20 protein-coding genes and 4 tRNA genes are annotated in these 22,160 nt (G+C 54.6%); 20 read left to right on the top strand and 4 right to left on the bottom strand.

Annotated features, from left to right (window positions below; all coding sequences use genetic code 11):
• Positions 1-28: 28 nt before the first annotated feature.
• The 20 genes from trxA to OGX75_RS03995 all read left to right on the top strand — a co-directional run bounded on the left by trxA (position 29) and on the right by OGX75_RS03995 (position 17,098).
• Positions 29-358 (top strand): thioredoxin TrxA, encoded by a 330-nt coding sequence (trxA, locus tag OGX75_RS04090; RefSeq protein ID WP_001280776.1) that lies wholly within the window; start codon positions 29-31, stop codon positions 356-358.
• A 169-nt stretch (positions 359-527) separates the two neighbouring features.
• The gene (locus OGX75_RS04085) at positions 528-620 is read left to right on the top strand and encodes a rho operon leader peptide (RefSeq protein WP_223849128.1); all 93 of its coding nucleotides are present in this window, start codon (positions 528-530) and stop codon (positions 618-620) included.
• Between the two features lie 78 nt (positions 621-698).
• Positions 699-1,958 carry a transcription termination factor Rho gene (rho, locus tag OGX75_RS04080; RefSeq protein WP_002437993.1) on the top strand — a complete coding sequence of 420 codons (1,260 nt, stop codon included), beginning with the start codon at positions 699-701 and terminating at the stop codon, positions 1,956-1,958.
• A 229-nt stretch (positions 1,959-2,187) separates the two neighbouring features.
• Complete coding sequence (gene wecA, locus OGX75_RS04075) at positions 2,188-3,291, top strand: UDP-N-acetylglucosamine--undecaprenyl-phosphate N-acetylglucosaminephosphotransferase (RefSeq protein ID WP_024130098.1); 1,104 nt, start codon at positions 2,188-2,190, stop codon at positions 3,289-3,291.
• 12 nt (positions 3,292-3,303) lie between these two features.
• Positions 3,304-4,350: an ECA polysaccharide chain length modulation protein gene (gene wzzE / locus OGX75_RS04070; RefSeq protein WP_286451069.1), complete on the top strand. Its 1,047-nt coding sequence runs from the start codon at positions 3,304-3,306 to the stop codon at positions 4,348-4,350.
• A 55-nt stretch (positions 4,351-4,405) separates the two neighbouring features.
• Positions 4,406-5,536, top strand: coding sequence for a non-hydrolyzing UDP-N-acetylglucosamine 2-epimerase (gene wecB / locus OGX75_RS04065; protein ID WP_012131136.1), 1,131 nt, complete (start codon positions 4,406-4,408; stop codon positions 5,534-5,536).
• On the top strand, positions 5,533-6,795 hold the full coding sequence (gene wecC, locus OGX75_RS04060) for a UDP-N-acetyl-D-mannosamine dehydrogenase (RefSeq protein ID WP_012131137.1): 1,263 nt from the start codon (positions 5,533-5,535) through the stop codon (positions 6,793-6,795). The genes wecB and wecC overlap by 4 nt, the downstream gene beginning before the upstream one ends.
• Entirely contained in the window at positions 6,795-7,862 is a 1,068-nt protein-coding gene (gene rffG / locus OGX75_RS04055; RefSeq protein ID WP_049009044.1) for a dTDP-glucose 4,6-dehydratase, read from the top strand. Before wecC ends, rffG begins: the two co-directional genes overlap by 1 nt.
• Before the next feature lie 17 nt (positions 7,863-7,879).
• Positions 7,880-8,761, top strand: a complete 882-nt coding sequence (gene rfbA / locus OGX75_RS04050) for a glucose-1-phosphate thymidylyltransferase RfbA (protein WP_012131139.1) — start codon at positions 7,880-7,882, stop codon at positions 8,759-8,761.
• Positions 8,739-9,416: a dTDP-4-amino-4,6-dideoxy-D-galactose acyltransferase gene (rffC, locus tag OGX75_RS04045; RefSeq protein ID WP_286451068.1), complete on the top strand. Its 678-nt coding sequence runs from the start codon at positions 8,739-8,741 to the stop codon at positions 9,414-9,416. Before rfbA ends, rffC begins: the two co-directional genes overlap by 23 nt.
• 4 nt (positions 9,417-9,420) lie before the next feature.
• On the top strand, positions 9,421-10,551 hold the full coding sequence (rffA, locus tag OGX75_RS04040) for a dTDP-4-amino-4,6-dideoxygalactose transaminase (protein WP_049009039.1): 1,131 nt from the start codon (positions 9,421-9,423) through the stop codon (positions 10,549-10,551).
• Between the two features lies 1 nt (position 10,552).
• On the top strand, positions 10,553-11,803 hold the full coding sequence (gene wzxE, locus OGX75_RS04035) for a lipid III flippase WzxE (protein WP_049009038.1): 1,251 nt from the start codon (positions 10,553-10,555) through the stop codon (positions 11,801-11,803).
• The gene (locus OGX75_RS04030; RefSeq protein ID WP_248623318.1) at positions 11,800-12,879 is read left to right on the top strand and encodes a TDP-N-acetylfucosamine:lipid II N-acetylfucosaminyltransferase; all 1,080 of its coding nucleotides are present in this window, start codon (positions 11,800-11,802) and stop codon (positions 12,877-12,879) included. Before wzxE ends, OGX75_RS04030 begins: the two co-directional genes overlap by 4 nt.
• Positions 12,876-14,228 (top strand): ECA oligosaccharide polymerase, encoded by a 1,353-nt coding sequence (gene wzyE, locus OGX75_RS04025; RefSeq protein ID WP_012131144.1) that lies wholly within the window; start codon positions 12,876-12,878, stop codon positions 14,226-14,228. Before OGX75_RS04030 ends, wzyE begins: the two co-directional genes overlap by 4 nt.
• Before the next feature lie 2 nt (positions 14,229-14,230).
• Positions 14,231-14,971: a lipopolysaccharide N-acetylmannosaminouronosyltransferase gene (wecG, locus tag OGX75_RS04020; protein WP_012131145.1), complete on the top strand. Its 741-nt coding sequence runs from the start codon at positions 14,231-14,233 to the stop codon at positions 14,969-14,971.
• Positions 14,972-15,177: 206 nt separating this feature from the next.
• A complete protein-coding gene (thrP, locus tag OGX75_RS04015; RefSeq protein ID WP_199972392.1) occupies positions 15,178-16,563 on the top strand; it encodes a bifunctional threonine/serine APC transporter ThrP in 1,386 nt (461 codons plus the stop codon).
• 102 nt (positions 16,564-16,665) lie between these two features.
• Positions 16,666-16,742: transfer RNA gene (locus tag OGX75_RS04010), tRNA-Arg, on the top strand.
• 54 nt (positions 16,743-16,796) lie between these two features.
• Positions 16,797-16,872 (top strand) — tRNA-His (locus tag OGX75_RS04005).
• 19 nt (positions 16,873-16,891) lie between these two features.
• Positions 16,892-16,978 (top strand) — tRNA-Leu (locus OGX75_RS04000).
• A 43-nt stretch (positions 16,979-17,021) separates the two neighbouring features.
• A tRNA-Pro gene (locus OGX75_RS03995) sits at positions 17,022-17,098 on the top strand.
• Between the two features lie 624 nt (positions 17,099-17,722).
• Here the strand turns inward: OGX75_RS03995 and hemY are convergent.
• The 4 genes from hemY to hemC are packed head-to-tail and all read right to left on the bottom strand — an operon-like array spanning position 17,723 to position 21,803.
• Positions 17,723-18,919, bottom strand: a complete 1,197-nt coding sequence (gene hemY, locus OGX75_RS03990) for a protoheme IX biogenesis protein HemY (protein ID WP_047460000.1) — start codon at positions 18,917-18,919, stop codon at positions 17,723-17,725.
• Between the two features lie 2 nt (positions 18,920-18,921).
• Positions 18,922-20,103: a uroporphyrinogen-III C-methyltransferase gene (hemX, locus tag OGX75_RS03985; protein WP_012131148.1), complete on the bottom strand. Its 1,182-nt coding sequence runs from the start codon at positions 20,101-20,103 to the stop codon at positions 18,922-18,924.
• A gap of 21 nt (positions 20,104-20,124) precedes the next feature.
• A complete protein-coding gene (gene hemD / locus OGX75_RS03980; RefSeq protein ID WP_049008262.1) occupies positions 20,125-20,865 on the bottom strand; it encodes a uroporphyrinogen-III synthase in 741 nt (246 codons plus the stop codon).
• Entirely contained in the window at positions 20,862-21,803 is a 942-nt protein-coding gene (gene hemC / locus OGX75_RS03975; protein WP_286451066.1) for a hydroxymethylbilane synthase, read from the bottom strand. Before hemC ends, hemD begins: the two co-directional genes overlap by 4 nt.
• Positions 21,804-22,160: the final 357 nt, after the last annotated feature.

Genomic DNA, 22,160 nt, shown 5'->3' with positions numbered 1-22,160 from the left:
ACACCAGGCTTATTCCTGTGGAGTTATTATGAGCGATAAAATTATTCACCTGACTGACGACAGTTTTGACACGGATGTACTCAAAGCGGACGGGGCTATCCTCGTTGATTTCTGGGCAGAGTGGTGCGGACCGTGCAAAATGATCGCCCCGATTCTGGATGAAATCGCTGACGAATATCAGGGCAAATTGACGGTTGCTAAACTGAACATCGACCAAAACCCAGGCACCGCGCCGAAGTATGGTATCCGTGGCATCCCGACCCTGCTGTTGTTCAAAAACGGTGAAGTCGCAGCAACCAAAGTGGGCGCACTGTCCAAAGGTCAGTTGAAAGAGTTCCTCGACGCCAACCTGGCGTAAGACGGAAGTTTCATGTTCGGGTGACCAGCATCCTAAATTATTCGGATGACTGGACGCCCGGCTTGAGTCGTGCTAACTTAGTGTTGACTTCGTATTAAACATACCTTATTAAGTTTGAGTCTTGTTTTTTCCAACGCTTCCCGTTTTTTCTCGCGCGAGAAGTGAACAGATTCCTGGCTTGTCACTCAATCCGTCTTGTCGTTTCAGTTCTGTGTACTTTCCTGTGACCAGACAGCGAACAGACATGAGTTGGTGGCCGTAAACAGGCATGGATGATCCTGCCATACCATTCACAACATTAAGTTCGAGATTTACCCCAAGTTTAAGAACTCACACCATTATGAATCTTACCGAATTAAAGAATACGCCGGTTTCTGAGCTGATCACTCTCGGCGAAAATATGGGGCTGGAAAACCTGGCTCGTATGCGCAAGCAGGACATTATTTTTGCCATCCTGAAGCAGCACGCAAAGAGTGGCGAAGATATCTTTGGTGACGGTGTGCTGGAGATATTGCAGGATGGATTTGGTTTCCTCCGCTCTGCAGACAGCTCCTACCTCGCCGGTCCTGATGACATCTACGTTTCTCCCAGCCAAATCCGCCGTTTCAACCTCCGCACTGGTGACACCATTTCTGGTAAGATTCGCCCGCCAAAAGAAGGCGAACGTTACTTTGCGCTGTTGAAAGTTAACGAAGTTAACTACGACAAACCTGAAAACGCCCGTAATAAAATCCTCTTTGAGAACTTAACGCCGCTGCACGCGAACTCACGTCTGCGTATGGAACGTGGTAACGGTTCTACTGAAGATTTAACGGCTCGCGTACTGGATCTGGCTTCCCCGATTGGCCGTGGTCAGCGTGGTCTGATCGTCGCACCGCCGAAAGCGGGTAAAACTATGCTGTTGCAGAACATCGCGCAGAGCATTGCTTACAACCATCCTGACTGCGTACTGATGGTGCTGCTGATCGACGAACGTCCAGAAGAAGTGACCGAAATGCAGCGTCTGGTAAAAGGTGAAGTGGTTGCTTCCACCTTCGACGAACCGGCATCCCGTCACGTTCAGGTTGCTGAAATGGTAATCGAGAAGGCGAAGCGTCTGGTTGAACACAAAAAAGACGTCATCATTCTGCTCGACTCCATCACTCGTCTGGCTCGCGCCTACAACACCGTGGTTCCGGCTTCCGGTAAAGTCCTGACCGGTGGTGTGGACGCCAACGCCCTGCACCGTCCGAAGCGTTTCTTCGGCGCGGCGCGTAACGTGGAAGAGGGCGGCAGCCTGACCATTATCGCAACGGCGCTGATCGACACCGGTTCTAAGATGGATGAAGTGATCTACGAAGAGTTTAAAGGCACCGGTAACATGGAGCTGCACCTCTCCCGTAAGATCGCTGAAAAACGCGTCTTCCCGGCTATCGACTACAACCGTTCCGGTACGCGTAAAGAAGAGCTGCTCACCACTCAGGAAGAGCTACAGAAAATGTGGATCCTGCGCAAAATCATCCATCCGATGGGTGAAATCGACGCGATGGAATTCCTCATTAACAAGCTGGCAATGACCAAGACCAACGACGACTTCTTCGACATGATGAAGCGCTCGTAAGTCCGGCTGATACCGAAAACGCCACGTTTTTACGTGGCGTTTTTCTTTTGCGATTTATCTGATCTGTTAGTCAAATAAACAAGTCATCATCACATTCATTATGTGGAATTGCTGTGGGCTGTATAAACTACGAGTGGTCGAAAGTGTAATGTTCTGAATGCTCTCTTCTAGAGACAGACGTAACGCATTATACTTTAAGGAAATGATATATGCTGAGAGCACATACACTGTGAATTTACTCGCTGCTTTATCTGAGCTAATCAGTATTTTTTTATTCACAACTATTTTTATTTTTCTTGCGCGAAAAGTAGCCATCAAGATAGGTTTAGTGGATAAACCCAATTTTCGTAAACGGCACCAGGGGGTGGTTCCTTTGGTTGGCGGGATTTCTGTGTTCGCAGGAATCAGCTTTATGTTTGCTCTCTCGGATTACTATATTCCGCACGCATCGTTATACCTTTTTTCTGCTGGTGTGCTGGTTTTGGTCGGTGCATTGGATGATCGTTTTGACATTAGCGTGAAAATTCGCGCTGTGGTACAGGCCGCTATTGCTGTTGTCATGATGGTGATAGGGAAACTCCATCTCAGTAGCCTGGGGTATATTTTCGGTCCCTGGGAATTGGTACTCGGCCCCTTTGGCTATTTCCTCACGCTCTTTGCCGTCTGGGCGGCGATCAATGCTTTCAATATGGTTGATGGTATTGATGGCTTACTTGGCGGGCTGTCCAGCGTCTCATTTGCCGCAATGGGGCTGATTCTGTGGTTTGATGGGCAGACGAGTCTGGCGGTATGGTGTTTCGCCATGATCGCCGCGATTCTGCCCTATATCATGTTAAACCTTGGTGTTCTGGGGCGTCGTTATAAAGTCTTTATGGGCGATGCGGGCAGTACGCTGATTGGCTTCACGGTCATCTGGATCCTGCTGGAAACCACGCAGGGTAAAACGCATCCTATCAGCCCGGTTACTGCGCTGTGGATTATTGCGATTCCATTAATGGATATGGTGGCGATTATGTATCGTCGCCTGCGTAAGGGCATGAGCCCCTTTTCTCCCGATCGCCAGCATATTCATCATTTGATCATGCGTGCAGGGTTTACTTCCCGACAGGCATTTGTTCTCATTACGCTCGCCGCTGCGATTCTGGCTTCCATTGGCGTTGCCGCAGAATATTCCCATTTTGTTCCAGAATGGGTCATGTTGGTGCTCTTTTTGCTAGCATTCTTCCTTTACGGTTACTGCATTAAGCGTGCCTGGAAGGTGGCGCGATTTATTAAGCGCGTGAAGCGCAGACTACGCAGAAACCGTGATAACAATCCAACGATAACCAAGTAAATTGAGGATGCGATGACACAACCATTACCGGGGGCACACGCCGTGAGCGCTGAAAATGAACTGGATATTCGTGGGTTGTTTCGTACCTTGTGGGCTGGGAAGCTATGGATTGTGGGAACAGGGCTGGCCTTTGCGCTTATTGCGTTAGCGTATACGTTTTTTGCCCGTCAGGAGTGGAGCGCAACGGCGATTTCCGACCGCCCCACCGTCAATATGCTGGGCGGCTATTACTCCCAACAGCAGTTTTTGCGCAACCTTGATATCAAAGCCAGCCTCGTGCCGGCCGATCAGCCTTCGGTAATGGATGAAGCGTATAAAGAGTTCGTCATGCAACTGGCGTCCTGGGATACGCGTCGCGATTTCTGGCTACAGACCGATTATTACAAGCAGCGCATGGTCGGCAACAGCAAAGCCGATGCCGCGATGCTGGATGAAATGATCAATAACATTCAGTTCACGCCAGGCGATTTCACTCGCAACACCAATGATAGCGTGAAACTGATTGCGGAAACGGCGCCCGATGCCAACAACCTGCTTCGCCAGTATGTGGCGTTTGCCAGCCAGCGTGCGGCGAGCCATCTGAATGATGAGTTAAAGGGTGCATGGGCCGCGCGGACTATCCAGATGAAAGCGCAGGTTAAACGCCAGGAAGAGGTGGCGAAAAGCATTTTCTCTCGTCGTGTTCATAGCATTGAACAGGCGCTCAAAATTGCCGAGCAGCATAATATTTCTCGTACGGCGACCGATGTTCCTGCCGATGAATTACCCGACTCTGAGCTGTTTTTGCTTGGCCGCCCTATGCTACAAGCGCGTCTTGAAAACCTTCAGGCTGTCGGTCCAGCATTCGATCTGGACTATGATCAAAACCGGGCCATGTTGAACACGCTGAACGTGGGGCCGACGCTGGACCCGCGTTTCCAGACCTATCGTTATTTGCGCACGCCGGAAGAACCGGTAAAACGCGATAGCCCGCGCCGTGCTTTCCTGATGGTTATGTGGGGCATTGTTGGGGCGCTGATCGGGGCTGGCGTCGCATTAACCCGCCGTCGCGCGATTTAGCAACATCTCAGCAGTGAGGGGTTAGGCCCTCACTGCCTATTCGAAGAGAATCGATGTGAAAGTACTGACTGTATTTGGCACGCGACCGGAGGCCATCAAGATGGCGCCTCTGGTTCATGCGCTGGCAAAGGACCCTCATTTTGAGGCAAAAGTCTGCGTTACTGCGCAGCATCGGGAGATGCTCGATCAGGTTTTGAATCTCTTTTCTATTGTGCCTGACTACGATCTCAATATTATGCAGCCGGGTCAGGGGCTGACAGAGATTACCTGTCGAATCCTGGAAGGATTAAAACCGATTCTTGCCGATTTTAAACCTGATGTCGTATTGGTGCATGGCGATACGACAACCACTCTCGCCACCAGTCTGGCGGCTTTCTACCAGCGTATCCCTGTCGGTCATGTAGAGGCCGGGCTGCGAACCGGCGATCTCTACTCCCCCTGGCCTGAAGAGGCGAACCGCACCTTGACCGGTCGCCTGGCGATGTACCATTTTGCGCCGACGGAAAATTCACGGCAGAATTTACTGCGGGAACAGATCCCTGATAACCACATCTTTGTCACCGGCAATACCGTGATTGATGCGCTGATCTGGGTGCGCGATCGCGTACTGGCCAGCGATACGCTACGCGCCGAACTGGCAAAGCGGTATCCTTTCCTGTGTGACGATAAAAAAATGATCCTGGTGACCGGACATCGCCGTGAGAGCTTTGGCCGGGGGTTTGAGCAAATCTGTCATGCGCTGGCGGAGATAGCCGCTACCAATCAGGATGTACAAATTGTGTATCCGGTTCACCTGAACCCCAACGTCAGCGAACCGGTTAACCGCATCCTGGGGCATGTTGAAAATGTGATACTGATTGAGCCGCAGGATTACCTGCCGTTTGTCTGGCTGATGAACCACGCCTGGCTGATCCTTACCGATTCCGGCGGGATTCAGGAAGAGGCGCCGTCATTAGGCAAACCGGTGTTGGTTATGCGCGAAATGACGGAACGGCCAGAAGCCGTTACCGCTGGCACGGTGCGTCTGGTGGGAACCGATTCACACCGTATTGTGGAAGAAGTCACACGTTTGCTGCACGACGAAAATGAATATCAAACCATGAGCCGCGCCCATAATCCTTATGGCGACGGGCAGGCGTGCGGCCGCATTTTACACGCGTTAAAAAATAATCGGGTATCGCTATGAGTTTTACGACCATTTCTGTTATTGGGCTGGGATACATCGGGTTGCCGACGGCTGCGGCCTTTGCTTCTCGCCAAAAGCACGTTATTGGCGTGGATATCAATCAGCAGGCGGTGGACACCATCAACCGTGGAGCCATCCATATTGTTGAGCCGGATCTGGATAGCGTCGTGAAAACTGCGGTTGAAGGCGGATTCCTCCGGGCCACGACAACGCCGGTAGCAGCCGACGCGTACTTGATCGCCGTGCCGACGCCGTTCAAGGGCGATCACGACCCCGATATGGTTTATGTCGAAGCGGCCGCGAAATCTATTGCTCCCGTACTGAAAAAAGGCGCGCTGGTCATCCTCGAATCCACCTCGCCGGTGGGCGCGACAGAACAAATGGCCGCATGGCTGGCGGAAATGCGCCCGGATCTGACTTTCCCGCAGCAGGCGGGGGAACAGGCTGATGTGAACATTGCCTACTGCCCGGAGCGCGTATTGCCGGGTCAGGTTATGGTGGAGCTCATCAAAAATGACCGCGTGATTGGCGGCATGACGCCGGTATGCTCCGCGCGTGCCAGCGAGTTGTACAAGATTTTCCTTGAAGGCGAGTGTGTGGTGACTAATTCCCGCACCGCCGAAATGTGTAAGCTCACGGAAAACAGCTTCCGTGACGTCAATATCGCCTTTGCGAACGAGCTGTCGCTGATTTGCGCCGATCAGGGGATTAACGTCTGGGAACTGATTCGTCTGGCGAATCGTCATCCGCGCGTGAATATTCTCCAGCCTGGGCCGGGCGTGGGCGGCCACTGCATCGCCGTCGATCCGTGGTTTATTGTGGCGCAAAACCCGCAGCAGGCACGGCTGATCCGTACCGCGCGTGAAGTGAACGACGGTAAACCACACTGGGTGGTGGCGCAGGTGAAAGCCGCAGTGGCGGATTGCCTGACGGCAACGAATAAGCGCGCCAGCGACATCAAAATCGCCTGCTTTGGTCTGGCGTTTAAACCGAATATTGACGATCTGCGTGAAAGCCCGGCGATGGGCATTGCGCAGGAGATTGCGCAATGGCATGCCGGTGAAACGCTGGTGGTAGAGCCTAATATTCATCAGTTGCCGAAAAAACTGGAAGGTCGTTGCACGTTAGCCACGCTGGAAAATGCGCTGGCGGAAGCGGATGTGCTGGTCATGCTGGTTGACCATCATCCGTTTAAAGCGATTAACGGCGACGCCGTGCGGCAACGCTACATTGTGGATACGAAAGGAGTCTGGCGCTGATGAAACGGATTCTGGTCACTGGCGGCGCGGGATTTATCGGCTCTGCCGTTGTGCGCCACATCATTGATGAAACCCCCGACGCCGTAGTGGTGGTGGATAAGCTCACCTACGCCGGAAACCTGATGTCGCTGGCGCCAGTTGCACAGCATGAGCGCTTTGCCTTTGAGAAAGTGGATATCTGCGATCGGGCATCGCTGGACCGCGTTTTTCAGCAGTACCAGCCGGATTACGTGATGCATCTGGCGGCGGAAAGTCACGTTGACCGGTCTATCGACGGCCCGGCTGCGTTTATTGAAACCAATATCGTGGGAACCTACACGCTGCTGGAAGCGGCCCGGACTTACTGGGCGACGCTCAATGATGAGAAAAAATCAGCGTTTCGTTTCCACCATATCTCCACTGACGAGGTGTATGGCGATCTGCATTCCACGGATGATTTCTTTACTGAAACCACGCCGTATGCGCCGAGCAGTCCTTATTCCGCCTCGAAAGCCAGCAGCGATCACCTGGTGCGCGCGTGGTTGCGCACCTATGGTCTGCCGACGCTGGTCACTAACTGTTCCAATAATTACGGCCCTTACCACTTCCCGGAAAAGCTGATCCCATTGATGATCCTGAACGCGCTGGCGGGTAAACCGCTGCCGGTGTATGGCAATGGACAACAGATCCGCGACTGGCTGTACGTTGAAGATCACGCCAGGGCGCTGTATCGCGTGCTGACGGCGGGCGAAGTGGGAGAGACATATAACATTGGCGGCCATAATGAGCGCAAGAATCTGGAGGTTGTGGAAACGATTTGCGATCTGCTGGAAGAGCTTGCGCCACAAAAACCGCAGGGCGTGGCGCATTATCGCTCCCTGATCGCTTTTGTGGATGACCGTCCAGGCCATGATTTACGCTATGCCATCGACGCAGCGAAAATTGCGCGTGAACTCGGCTGGACGCCGCAGGAAACCTTTGAAAGCGGAATGCGGAAAACCGTGCAGTGGTATCTGGCGAATGAGGCCTGGTGGAAGCCCGTGCAGGATGGCAGCTATCAGGGTGAACGTTTAGGTCTGAAGGGCTAAACCCGGAGGAGGAACGCATGAAAGGTATCATTCTGGCGGGCGGCTCTGGCACCCGCCTGCATCCGATTACGCGCGGCGTGTCGAAGCAGCTTCTGCCGATTTATGACAAGCCGATGATCTACTATCCGCTGTCGGTACTGATGCTGGCGGGTATCCGGGAAATCCTGATTATCACCACACCGGAAGATAAGCACTATTTTCAGCGTCTGCTGGGCGATGGTTCGGAGTTTGGCATTGAGTTGCAGTATGCCGAACAACCCAGCCCGGATGGGCTGGCGCAGGCCTTTATCATTGGTGAAACATTCCTTAACGGCGAGCCGTCCTGTCTTGTACTGGGCGACAATATCTTCTTTGGTCAGGGTTTCAGCCCGAAATTGCGTCATGTGGCGGCGCGAACCGAAGGGGCGACCGTTTTTGGTTATCAGGTTATGGACCCGGAACGTTTTGGCGTCGTGGAGTTCGACGACAATTTTCGCGCGGTCTCGTTGGAAGAGAAGCCGAAACAGCCGAAATCAAACTGGGCGGTGACCGGTCTCTATTTTTACGACAGCAAGGTAGTAGAGTACGCGAAGCGCGTGAAGCCTTCCGAGCGCGGTGAGCTGGAGATTACGTCCATTAATCAGATGTACCTTAATGACGGCAAGCTGACGGTTGAGTTGCTCGGTCGCGGCTTTGCGTGGCTGGATACCGGCACCCATGACAGCCTGATTGAAGCGAGCACGTTTGTGCAGACGGTTGAAAAACGCCAGGGCTTCAAAATCGCCTGTCTGGAAGAGATCGCCTGGCGCAACGGCTGGCTGGATGACGAGGGCGTAAAACGCGCCGCCAGTTCTTTAGCGAAAACCGGCTACGGCCAATATTTACTGGAGCTACTCCGTGCCCGTCCGCGCCAGTATTGAACCATTAACGTGGGAAAATACGTTCTTTGGCGTCAATAGCGCCATTGTTCGCGTGGACCCTGCCGCGCCGGTGTTAACGCCAGAGGCATTGCAACCCTGGTCGCGCGTGCAGGCGAAAATTTCTGCTGCGCGCACGGATGAATTAGATGCGCTGCAACAGTTGGGGTTTTCGCTGGTAGAAGGTGAAGTCGACTTCAGCCTGCCGGTCGCTGGCATTGAACGTATTTCTGGCGTGGAAATTGCACAAATTGCTGATATTCCCGCGTTACGTCAACAGGCGTCCGCCGCGTTTGCGCAAAGCCGTTTCCGCGCACCGTGGTATGCGCCGGACGCCAGCGCCCGTTTTTATGCTCAGTGGATTGAAAATGCCGTGCGCGGCACCTTCGATCACCAGTGTCTGGTTATCCGGGCGGCAAATAACGATATTCGCGGGTTTGTCTCGCTGCGCGAACTGAACGACACCGATGCGCGCATCGGCCTGCTGGCCGGGCGTGGCACAGGAGCAGAATTAATGCAGGCGGCGCTCGCGTGGGCGCAGTCTCGCGGAAAGACAACATTGCGGGTGGCGACCCAGATGGGCAACACCGCCGCGCTTAAACGTTATATACAGAGCGGTGGCAACGTAGAAAGCACCGCGTACTGGTTATACAGGTGACAAAATGATTCCATTTAACGCGCCGCCGGTGGTGGGAACCGAACTCGATTACATGCAGTCAGCGCTGGGAAGCGGCAAACTTTGCGGAGATGGCGGCTTTACGCGCCGTTGCCAGCAGTGGCTGGAGCAACGTTTTGGCAGCGCTAAAGTGTTGCTGACGCCATCCTGTACGGCGTCACTTGAAATGGCGGCATTGCTGCTGGACATCCAGCCGGGCGATGAAGTCATTATGCCAAGCTACACCTTCGTTTCTACCGCCAACGCCTTTGTGCTGCGCGGGGCGAAAATCATTTTCGTCGATATCCGCCCGGATACCATGAACATTGATGAAACGCTGATTGAAGCGGCGATTACCGACAAGACGCGTGTCATTGTCCCGGTGCATTACGCGGGCGTCGCCTGCGAAATGGACACCATTATGGCGATTGCGAAGCGTCATAATCTGTTTGTGGTGGAAGATGCCGCGCAGGGCGTGATGTCGACCTGGAAAGGCCGTGCGCTGGGGACGATTGGTCATATCGGTTGCTTCAGTTTTCACGAAACCAAAAACTACACGGCAGGTGGTGAAGGCGGCGCGACGCTGATTAACGACCGTTCCCTGATTGAACGGGCGGAAATCATCCGTGAAAAAGGCACCAATCGCAGCCAGTTCTTCCGGGGACAGGTGGATAAATACACCTGGCGGGATATCGGCTCCAGCTATCTGATGTCCGATCTCCAGGCGGCGTATCTGTGGGCGCAGCTGGAAGCGGCCGATCGCATCAATCAACAGCGTCTGGCGCTGTGGCAGACCTACTATGACGCACTGGCGCCGCTGGCGCGCGCGGGACGTATTGACCTGCCCTCTATCCCGGACGACTGTAGGCACAACGCGCATATGTTTTATATCAAGTTGCGGGATATTACCGATCGCAGCGCGCTGATCAACTTCCTGAAAGAAGCGGAAATCATGGCGGTGTTCCATTACATCCCGCTACATGATTGTCCGGCAGGCGACAAGTTTGGCGAGTTCCGTGGCGAAGATCGGTACACCACCAAAGAGAGCGAGCGCCTGCTGCGCTTGCCGCTGTTTTATAATCTGTCTCCCGTTAATCAGCGAACGGTGATTTCGACCTTGCTGAACTATTTCTCCTGATATGTCGCTTGCGAAAGCGTCCCTGTGGACGGCCGCCAGTACGCTGGTGAAAATTGGCGCAGGCTTACTGGTCGTAAAACTGCTGGCGGTGTCGTTTGGCCCTGCGGGCGTCGGCCAGGCGGGTAACTTCCGCCAGATGGTGACCGTGCTCGGCGTGCTGGCCGGGGCCGGGATATTTAACGGGGTGACGAAGTATGTCGCTCAGCATCATGATAACCCTGCCCGGTTGCGTAACGTGGTGGGCACTTCATCCGCAATGGTGATGGGGTTCTCCACGCTACTGGCGCTGGTCTTCGTGCTGGCGGCGGCCCCCATTAGCCAAGGGCTGTTTGGGCATAGCCACTACCAGGGGCTGGTGCGTTTAGTGGCGCTGGTGCAGATGGGGATCGCCTGGGCGAACCTGCTGCTGGCGCTGATGAAAGGGTTTCGTGACGCTGCCGGGAATGCGCTGTCGCTGATTGTGGGGAGCCTGGTGGGAGTTGTTGCCTACTATGGCTGCTACCGTCTGGGCGGCTATGAAGGTGCGCTGCTGGGTCTGGCGCTGGTGCCTGCGCTGGTGGTGATCCCGGCGGCGATTATGCTGATTAAACGCGGCGCGATCCCGCTTAGCTACCTGAAACCGTCGTGGGATAAAGGGCTTGCCGGACAGCTCAGCAAATTTACGCTGATGGCGCTGATTACGTCCGTCACGCTACCGGTGGCTTATGTGATGATGCGAAACCTGCTGGCGGCGCATTACAGCTGGGATGATGTTGGTATCTGGCAGGGCGTAAGCAGTATTTCCGATGCCTATCTACAATTTATTACCGCCTCGTTTAGCGTGTACTTGTTGCCAACGCTGTCGCGTTTGACCGAAAAGCAGGCGATTACGCGCGAAGTGGTGAAATCGCTGAAATTTGTTCTGCCTGCGGTGGCGGCGGCGAGTTTTACGGTCTGGCTGCTGCGTGATTTCGCCATCTGGCTGCTCTTTTCCGCCAAATTCACCGCCATGCGCGATCTGTTCGCCTGGCAACTGGTGGGCGATGTGCTGAAAGTGGGCGCGTACGTATTTGGCTATCTGGTGATCGCAAAAGCGTCGCTGCGGTTTTATATTCTGGCTGAGATTAGCCAGTTCATTTTGTTGACGGCATTCGCTCACTGGCTGATCCCCGCGCATGGCGCGCTGGGGGCGGCACAGGCGTATATGGCCACCTATGTGGTCTATTTCTCTCTCTGTTGTGGCGTGTTTTTACTCTGGCGTAGGCGGGCATGACTGTACTGATTCACGTACTGGGATCGGATATCCCTCACCATAATCAAACCGTGCTGCGGTTTTTCAATGATGCGCTGGCCGCGACAAGCGAGCATGCGCGCGTGTTTATGGTTGCAGGTCAGGATGCGGGGCTCAGGGAAAGCTGCCCGGCTCTGTCGCTGAGTTTCTACGCCGGGAAAAAAACGCTGGCTGAGGCGGTCATCGCCAAAGCGAAAGCCAATCGCCGGCAACGTTTCTTCTTCCACGGTCAGTTCAATACCAGCCTGTGGCTGGCGCTGCTAAGTGGCGGAATCAAACCTGAGCAGTTTTACTGGCACATCTGGGGTGCGGATCTGTATGAAGTTTCCCGTGGGCTGAAATTCCGTCTGTTTTACCCCGTTCGTCGCATGGCGCAAAATCGAGTGGGCTGTGTTTTCGCTACTCGTGGTGATTTGAGCTATTTCGCCCGTCAGCACCCGCGCGTGCGTGGTGAACTGCTCTATTTCCCGACGCGAATGGACTCTTCGCTTAATAACATGGCAAACGATCGTCCGCGTGAAGGGAAAATGACGGTTCTGGTGGGTAACTCCGGCGATCGCAGTAACGAACATATTGCGGCGTTACGCGCGGTGTATCAGCAGTTCGGCGACACGGTAAATGTGATCGTGCCGATGGGCTATCCGGCCAATAACGACGCGTACATTGATGAAGTCCGTCAGGCGGGACTGGCGCTGTTCAGTGCGGAAAATTTACATATCCTCAGCGAAAAACTGGAATTCGATGCCTATCTGGCGCTGCTTCGCCAGTGCGACCTCGGGTATTTCATCTTTGCCCGTCAGCAGGGAATCGGCACGTTGTGCCTGCTTATCCAGGCCGGTGTCCCGTGCGTGCTTAACCGTGAGAACCCGTTCTGGCAGGATATGGCGGAACAGCATCTGCCCGTGTTGTTCACGACGGACGCGCTTAATGAGGGCGTGGTTCGTGAGGCGCAGCGGCAGCTGGCGTCCGTGGATAAAAGCGGGATCACCTTCTTTAGCCCAAATTACCTTGAACCGTGGCATAACGCGTTACGCATTGCCGCAGGAGACGCCGCATGAGCCTGATGCAATTTAGCGGGTTACTGGTCGTCTGGCTGCTCTCTACGCTGTTTATCGCCACGTTGACCTGGTTTGAGTTTCGCCGCGTGCGCTTTAACTTCAACGTATTCTTTTCATTGCTGTTTTTGCTGACCTTTTTCTTCGGCTTCCCGTTGACCAGCGTGCTGGTGTTCCGCTTTGACGTCGGCGTGGCGCCGCCGGAAATCCTGTTGCAGGCGTTATTGTCCGCCGCGTGTTTTTATGCCGTTTATTACGTGACCTATAAAACCCGCTTACGTAAACGTGTGACGGATGTGCCGCGCAAGCCGCTATTTACCATGAACCGGGTGGAGACTCACCTTACCTGGGTCATGCTGATGGGGATTGCACTGGTGAGCGTTGGCATCTTCTTTATGCACAATGGGTTCCTGCTGTTCCGGCTGCACTCTTACAGCCAGATCTTCTCCAGCGAAGTCTCCGGCGTGGCATTGAAACGCTTCTTCTACTTCTTTATTCCGGCGATGCTGGTGATCTACTTCCTGCGCCAGGACAGTAAAGCGTGGCTGTTTTTCCTGGTGAGTACCGTTGCGTTTGGCCTGCTGACCTACATGATTGTTGGCGGCACGCGCGCTAACATTATTATCGCGTTTGCCATCTTCCTGTTTATCGGCATTATTCGTGGCTGGATCTCGCTGTGGATGCTGGTGGCGGCGGGTGTGCTGGGAATTGTCGGGATGTTCTGGCTGGCGCTGAAGCGCTATGGGCTGAACGTGAGCGGCGATGAGGCGTTTTACACTTTCCTGTATCTGACCCGCGATACCTTCTCGCCGTGGGAGAACCTGGCGCTGCTGTTGCAAAACTACGACAACATCGATTTCCAGGGACTGGCGCCGATCGTCCGTGATTTTTATGTCTTTATTCCTTCGTGGCTGTGGCCTGGGCGTCCGGGCATTGTGCTGAATTCAGCCAACTACTTTACCTGGGAAGTGCTGAACAACCACTCTGGCCTCGCCATTTCCCCCACGCTGATTGGTTCGCTGGTGGTGATGGGCGGCGCGCTGTTTATCCCTCTGGGGGCGGTCGCGGTTGGGCTGATTATCAAATGGTTTGACTGGCTGTATGAGCTTGGCAACCGCGAGACGAATCGCTATAAGGCGGCGATTTTGCACAGTTTCTGCTTTGGCGCAATCTTCAATATGATTGTTCTGGCGCGAGAAGGGCTGGATTCTTTTGTCTCGCGAGTGGTCTTTTTCCTCGTGATTTTTGGTGCCTGCCTGCTGGTGGCAAAACTCTTGTTCTGGCTTTTCGATTGTGCCGGGTTGGTCCATCAACGGGCGAAACCGCAGCCGCAGACTCAGGTTGAAGGATAATAATGACGGATAACACGACAGCGCCGCTCTATTCACTTCGTGGATTGCAGCTGATTGGCTGGCGCGATATGCAACATGCGCTGAATTACCTGTTTGCCGATGGGCAAATGAAGCAGGGTACGCTGGTGGCGATCAATGCTGAGAAAATGCTGACCGCAGAAGATGACCCGGAAGTCAGGGCGTTGATTGATGCCGCCGAGTTTAAATATGCGGATGGCATTAGCGTCGTGCGCTCAGTGCGTAAGAAATTCCCCCAGGCGCAGGTTTCACGGGTGGCCGGGGCCGATCTCTGGGAAGAACTGATGGCGCGCGCCGGTAAAGAAGGGACGCCTGTTTTTCTGGTCGGCGGTAAGCCGGAGGTGCTGGCGCAGACGGAAGCAAAACTGCGTGCGCAGTGGAACGTCAATATTGTCGGTAGCCAGGACGGTTATTTTAAACCTGAGCAGCGCCAGGCGCTGTTTGAGCGCATCCATGCCAGCGGGGCGAAGATTGTGACCGTGGCGATGGGATCGCCGAAACAAGAAATCCTGATGCGCGACTGTCGGGTGATTCATCCTCAGGCCTTATATATGGGGGTGGGCGGCACCTACGATGTCTTTACCGGTCATGTGAAACGCGCGCCCAAAATGTGGCAGACGCTGGGGCTGGAGTGGCTGTATCGCCTGCTGTCTCAGCCGAGCCGTATCACCCGCCAGCTGCGTCTGTTGCGCTATCTCCGCTGGCATTACACCGGCAATCTCTGAACGCTGCTTTTCTTACGGGTAGCGCATTCTGCTTAATGCGTTGCCCGCCTCCCACATTTTTGCTCCTTTTTTACACAAAACATGCATTTTTTTAATGCTTCATTTGCCATTTTGCCAAATTTAAGAAACCATTCGCATCGCTTGATGTACCCATAACAATAACCGGCAACAACGCCGGAACGAGTGCAAACACGACAAGAGGATTTATGGCAGAGAAAAAACCGGAGCTACAGCGTGGGCTGGAAGCTCGTCATATCGAATTGATCGCCCTTGGAGGCACGATTGGCGTTGGGCTGTTTATGGGTGCCGCCAGTACGCTGAAATGGGCGGGGCCCTCCGTGCTGCTGGCGTATATCGTTGCCGGGCTGTTCGTCTTTTTCATCATGCGCTCAATGGGCGAAATGCTGTTCCTGGAGCCGGTTACTGGCTCATTCGCCGTTTATGCGCACCGTTACATGAGCCCCTTCTTTGGCTATCTCACCGCGTGGTCATACTGGTTTATGTGGATGGCGGTGGGGATATCGGAAATAACCGCTATCGGGGTATACGTGCAGTTCTGGTTCCCGGATATGGCGCAATGGATACCCGCCCTGATCGCCGTTGGGCTGGTGGCGCTGGCTAATCTGGCCGCTGTCCGTCTGTACGGCGAAATCGAGTTCTGGTTTGCGATGATCAAAGTCACCACCATCATTGTGATGATTGTGGTCGGACTGGGGGTGATTTTCTTTGGCTTTGGCAATGGCGGCCAGGCGATCGGTTTTGGCAACCTGACGGAACATGGCGGCTTCTTTGCCGGTGGCTGGAAAGGGTTCCTGACGGCGTTGTGTATTGTGGTCGCCTCCTATCAGGGCGTGGAGCTGATCGGCATTACCGCGGGTGAAGCGAAGAATCCGCAGGTTACGCTGCGCAGCGCGGTAGGCAAGGTACTGTGGCGTATCCTGATTTTCTATGTAGGGGCGATTTTCGTTATCGTGACAATCTTCCCGTGGAACGAAATCGGCAGTAACGGCAGCCCGTTTGTACTCACTTTTGCCAAAATCGGGATTACCGCTGCGGCGGGCATTATTAACTTCGTGGTGCTGACCGCCGCGCTTTCCGGCTGTAACAGCGGCATGTATAGCTGCGGACGTATGCTGTATGCCCTGGCGAAAAACCGACAGCTTCCGGCGGCGATGGCGAAAGTCTCCCGTCATGGCGTACCGGTCGCCGGGGTGGCGCTGTCGATCGCGATTCTGCTGATTGGTTCATGCCTGAACTACATTATTCCGAACCCGCAGCGGGTGTTTGTGTATGTCTACAGCGCCAGCGTATTGCCGGGTATGGTGCCGTGGTTCGTGATCCTGATTAGCCAGTTGCGTTTCCGTCGTGCTCATAAAGACGCGATGGTCAGCCATCCTTTCCGTTCTATTATGTTCCCGTGGGCGAATTATCTGACGATGGCGTTCCTGGTTTGCGTTTTAATTGGCATGTACTTGAATGAAGATACCCGTATGTCGCTGTTTGTCGGCATCATCTTCCTGCTTGCCGTCACGCTCGTCTACAAGGTTTTCGGCCTGAATCGCGCCGGAACTGCCCACAAGGTGGGGGAATAAGCAGCAAAACGCGCAAAGCGTAACCAAACGCGCATTTTATTTAAAAAGGCACTAGACAGAGGGGTGGGAAGTCCGTATTATCCACCCCCGCAACGGCGCTAAGCGCCCGTAGCTCAGCTGGATAGAGCGCTGCCCTCCGGAGGCAGAGGTCTCAGGTTCGAATCCTGTCGGGCGCACCATTTACCCGGTGCTGGAGCTGCGGTGGTTTTAATACCGCGTAAAAGATTTCAGTGGTGGCTATAGCTCAGTTGGTAGAGCCCTGGATTGTGATTCCAGTTGTCGTGGGTTCGAATCCCATTAGCCACCCCATTATTAAAAGTTGTGAAATGCGAAGGTGGCGGAATTGGTAGACGCGCTAGCTTCAGGTGTTAGTGTCCTTACGGACGTGGGGGTTCAAGTCCCCCCCCTCGCACCACGACTTAAAGAGTTGAACTAAAAATTCAAAAAAAGCAGTACATCGGCGAGTAGCGCAGCTTGGTAGCGCAACTGGTTTGGGACCAGTGGGTCGGAGGTTCGAATCCTCTCTCGCCGACCAATTTTGAACCCCGCTTCGGCGGGGTTTTTTGTTTTCACCTCTTCTTCCTCTTCTTTCCCGATCCCCTGTATCGCTGTCGCAATGTTGAGACATTCCAGGCTTCTGTTGTCGTTATCTGGTGACATCTAACATCATGATTTATCAATAATTATTGGTATTGCGTGTTATTTGTCTCCGTTCAGAGACAAAGAGGGGATTTTTATGGCGAAGAAGGCTGGCAGAAACCGCCGCAGAGCCGCGAATGGCCTGATACGTTAAAAAGTCTGAATCCTTATTTTTGGCGGTGCAATCCTGGCATGCAATGTGCAATAATATCTCTGTAGATGCTCATTCCATCTCTTATGTTCGCCTTAGTGCCTCATAAACTCAGGAATGATGCAGAGCCGTTTACGGTGCTTATCGTCCACAGACAGATGTCGTTTACGCCTCATCAAACACCATGGACATAACGTTGAGTGAAGCACCCATTTATGTTGTCATACAGACCTGTTTTGACGCCTGCTCATTTGAGCAGGCGTTTTTTTATGGGGAAGCGGGAGAAAACTGCCGGATGGCGGCTTCGCTTTATCCGGCCTACGGTGACCTGGCAGGCCCGGTAAGCGTAGCGTCACCGGGCAATGGGAATTACTGCGGAGGATTGTTCTGCAAGGTCAGCATAAGACCGTCGCGGCGCATGGTGGCCGCTTCTTCCGGCTGATGCAACCGGTCCAGCGCATCGGCGAGCCAGGCGTAGTCGTAGGCGTCAGGGCGTTGCTTGAGCGCGGCGCGGAAAGCGAACGTAGCCTCCTGCCATTCGCCATGCTTCATCAACGACTGACCCAGCGTGCTCCACAGTAGCGGGCGATCGCCAACGGTTTTAATCTGCTGGCGCAGCACTTTTTCCAGCTGCTCCGGGTTGTTGGTTTTCAGGCGCGGGATCGGCAGAACCAGGCGGTCGTCATACTGGCGCTTCAGGCCGTCGATGATGATCTGCTGCGCCATATCGTGATCGTCACACTCAATCAGATGTTCTGCCATTGCCACTTGCAGCGGAACCTGGTGGCGAGTTTTACGGCTCTGGTTCTTCCACCATTCGCGTAATCCTTCGCTGCCCTGATCGGCTCGCGCCTGATCCATCAGCCCAATCCAGGCCTGCTGTTCCAGCATGGCGCGATGTTCTTCATCGCCGACGTTGGCCTTCGCCATTGACGGGATGATGTCCAGCAGCGAACTCCATGCTCCGGTGCGGATGTAAGCCTGTTCCGCCAGGCGCAGCACTTCTGGATGACGCGGGGTAACTTCCAGCAGTTTATCCACGCCGTGACGCGCCGCATGATTCTCGTTGCGCGCCAGTTGCAGACGTACGCGGGCGATCTCCACCGGAATCGTGTCATTGCCCGCCAGTTCAGCGGCACGTTCCAGATGCTGATTAGCGCGCGCTTCGTCACCACGCTGCTGCGCGGCTTCGGCGGCCAGCAGATAGTTCACCACCGGCTGTTCAGCGTGATCGGCATTCTTCGCCATCAGCTTCTCAACCTGCTGGTAATCGCCTTCCGCCAGCTTAAGCAGCGCCTGTTCGGTCTGCTTACGTGCGCGGCGGCGTTTACGCCCGACAAACCAGCCGCGAGTGTGCGCGCCGGTGCGGAAAACGCGTCGCAGCAGCCACTCAATGGCGAACAGAATGACCATCATAACGATCAGGATGATCACCAGCCCCGTTACGCTGGTCTCAATGTTGTAATTATCGGTCTGGATCAGAACATAGCCCTGATGACCGGCGATCATTGGGCCTATGACGATACCGGCGATCAACAACACAAAGAGCAATAATACTTTCAGCATCATTATTCTCCTTGCGGCGCGGCTGCCGGTGCTTCTGCCTGCGGAGCAGGGGCCTGAGCCGCTTCGGTCGTGGCTGCCGCCGGTTGCGCCAGCAGGTTACGCACGCGAGTCTGCATCAGTTTTTCAAGAATCGGCTGGCTCTGTAACGTCTCCGGCACGTCCATCGTGATGCTCTGTTGACTCAGTTTATCCACGTCATCAAGAAACGCTTTGGTCGTTGCGTCGTCGGTGTCGTAGTACGCGCGTACCCAGGTGGAGACATTATCCAGCGCCTGACGGTAAGTCTCTTCCTGATGACGCGGCACGGCTTGCGCCGCCACTAACAGGCGGGAGCGGATGTTTTCACGTAAGTAAACGTCCTGGTTCGGCGCCAGCAGCGGGACGGCGGTGTCATCACGACGGCGAATAGTAATAAAGCTGTCCATAAAGTTCTGCCAGCTTTTTTGCAGGTTAACGCGCCATTCGCTGATCGAGCTGGACAGCTCGCTGCTGTCGGAGTCCATTGGCGAATCGTCGGTGTCGTTATCGGCCAGACGCAGGTTATCAATCTGGTTAGAGAGCTGGTTCACTTTGAGGATAATGCCGTCGTAGTCCACCTGCGCCACCGCCGACAGGCTGGCAATATCATCGGTAATGGCGCGGCGCGCGGCGATCAGACTGGGGTCGTTCATGTCCGCCAGGCTGGCATCCGCGCTTTTGAGCAGCGCCGCAGCGGTGGTGACATCCTGATCGCTCCACAATTTACGTCCGGCGAGTTTGACCAGAAAATCAGATTGCGCCAGCAGCCAGGTTTTGGCATCGCTGCCGGAGATCGTCGCGACTTTCTGTTGCACTTCATCCAGCTGTTTCGCCAGCGCGGCCTGTTGGCGATTTGCATCATCCAGTTGCGTCGCCTGCTGTTTGATAATGCCTTCCAGCTCCGCTTTTTGGCTTTCCTGGGCTTTTTGCAGCGCCGTAAGTTGGTTAACCAGCGCATCGCTGGTGGCCGTTTGTTTAACGGCCTGCTGCTTTCCCCAGCCATACAGACCGACGCCCGCGGCCAGGGCAATGGCGATTGCCACCGCACTCAATACCAGCGCGGCGCCGTTCTTACTCTTCTTTTCTGCATTGACTGGCTGCGGCGTGGTTTCCACGGCCTCCCTGGTCTCTTCAACCACGGCGGAGGATTTTTCTTGTTCCGTCATTATGGCATCCCATTATGAGAGTTATTGTAATGCGCGCAGTAGCGCATCGTTGTCGGCGTTATCAGCGACCTTAATATCTTGCCAGCCCAGTTCCCGGGCGAGGTGCGCCAGACGCTCACTGACGACCAGCAGCCGACAGCGTAGTAACCAGTGCTCACGATACCACTGCGGGATCAGCGACCAGAGCTGTTGCAGCATTTCGCCGCTGGTGACAACAATCGTCGTCACGCCGCGAGAGTGCCAGCGCATCGCCTCTTCCGCGCCATCGTAATGTTTTGCACTGCGTTGATAACATTCACAAAAGGTGACTTCAGCGCTGCGTTCTGTGAGGGTTTTGCCTAACAGTTCACGCCCACCGTTGCCCCGTAAAATAAGCGCTCGTTTTCCCGCAATATTTTGTAATTCAGGTAATTGTAGCAAGACTTCGCTGATTTCCCGATCCAGAGGATAGCGAATATCGCATCCGCTAACGGTATGCAACGCCAGCGCCGTTGTGCGCCCGATAGCGAAGTAGCGTGGCTGCACAGGCCAGTCCAGCCCCTGCTGTTGCAGTTGGGCGTGGGCAAAGGCGACGGCGTGTTGCGAGAGGGCGAACACCAGATCGTTGTCCGTGAGCGCCGCCAGGCGATCGGCAAGCGTTGCCAGTTCCCGGCCCGGCGTAAACTCAATAAGCGGAAAACTCCAGGCCACCTGCCCCAGTGTGCGCAGACGGCTCACTAACTCTTCCCCGGAGGGAGACGGGCGGGTGACCAGAATACTCATGCGGGCGCTTCTCCGTTATAAATCTCGGTCAGAATCGCGCGGGCGCCGTTTTCCAATAGCTCTTCCGCCAGGGAAATGCCCATTTGCGCGGCGTCCTGCGGCAATCCACGACGTTCTCCGCGAATCATCTGCGAACCGTCAGGCGCGCCAACCAGCGCACGCAGCCAGACTTCACCATCAATGATTTCAGCATAGCTGCCAATCGGCACCTGACAGCCCCCTTCCAGGCGGGTGTTCATGGCGCGTTCGGCTTTTACACGTAGCGAGGTTTCTTCATGATTCAGCGGCGCTAACAGCGCCTGAGTACGTGCGTCATCCAGTCGGCATTCAATGCCCACTGCGCCTTGCCCTACGGCAGGGAGAGAGATTTCGGGAGGCAGCGCGGTGCGAATACGCGACGTCAGACCTAACCGTTTTAACCCGGCAACCGCCAGGATAATTGCGTCATAATCGCCGTTATCGAGCTTGCTCAGGCGTGTGCCGACGTTGCCGCGCAGCGAGCGGATGACGAGATCCGGGCGACGCTCGGCCAACTGGCACTGGCGACGCAAACTTGATGTGCCGACGATGCTGCCTGCGGGCAGTTCATCCAGATTGTTGTATTGGTTCGAGACGAAAGCATCGCGTGGATCTTCGCGTTCGCAAATCGTGACCAGGCCAAGCCCTTGCGGGAATTCTACCGGCACATCTTTCATCGAATGCACGGCGATATCGGCGCGCTTTTCCAGCAGCGCGACTTCCAGCTCTTTTACAAACAAGCCCTTACCGCCCACTTTTGCCAGAGGGGTGTCCAGAATCACGTCGCCGCGCGTTACCATCGGCACCAGTTCCACGACCAGTCCCGGATGCTGTGCTATCAACGCGTCTTTGACATAATGTGCCTGCCAGAGCGCAAGGGGGCTTTGGCGTGTGGCAATTCTTAAAACATTGTCTAACATGCTTGTTACCGTCATTATCGTCCGTGGACCATCCTAACATCCTTACAAGTGGGATGTCAGTGTTACGGTCAAAGGTGAGTAAGAGGATCAGGCGCGGCGTCGCGACTGGCAGTGAATAATGACGAGAAACCGCCTGACCGTATTAAGGAATTTACACGTAGCTAACGGTGCTACACTTGTATGTAGTGCATCTTTCTTTACGGTCAATGAGCAAGGTGTTAAATTGATCACGTTTTAGACCATTTTTTCGTCTTTACCCCTTAATGGGGAGAAGGATGAAAAAGGTAACGGTTATTTTTGACATACGGTTTATCCCGAATGGTTTGGTTGTCCGCACTCGCGATGGCAATCAGACGC

The sequence above is a fragment of the Citrobacter sp. CK199 genome (genome assembly GCF_030333285.1).
Taxonomy (GTDB): Bacteria; Pseudomonadota; Gammaproteobacteria; order Enterobacterales; family Enterobacteriaceae; genus Citrobacter_B; species Citrobacter_B koseri.
The sequence above is the reverse complement of the archived record's forward strand: the minus strand, read 5'-3'. Positions and strand labels throughout refer to the sequence as shown.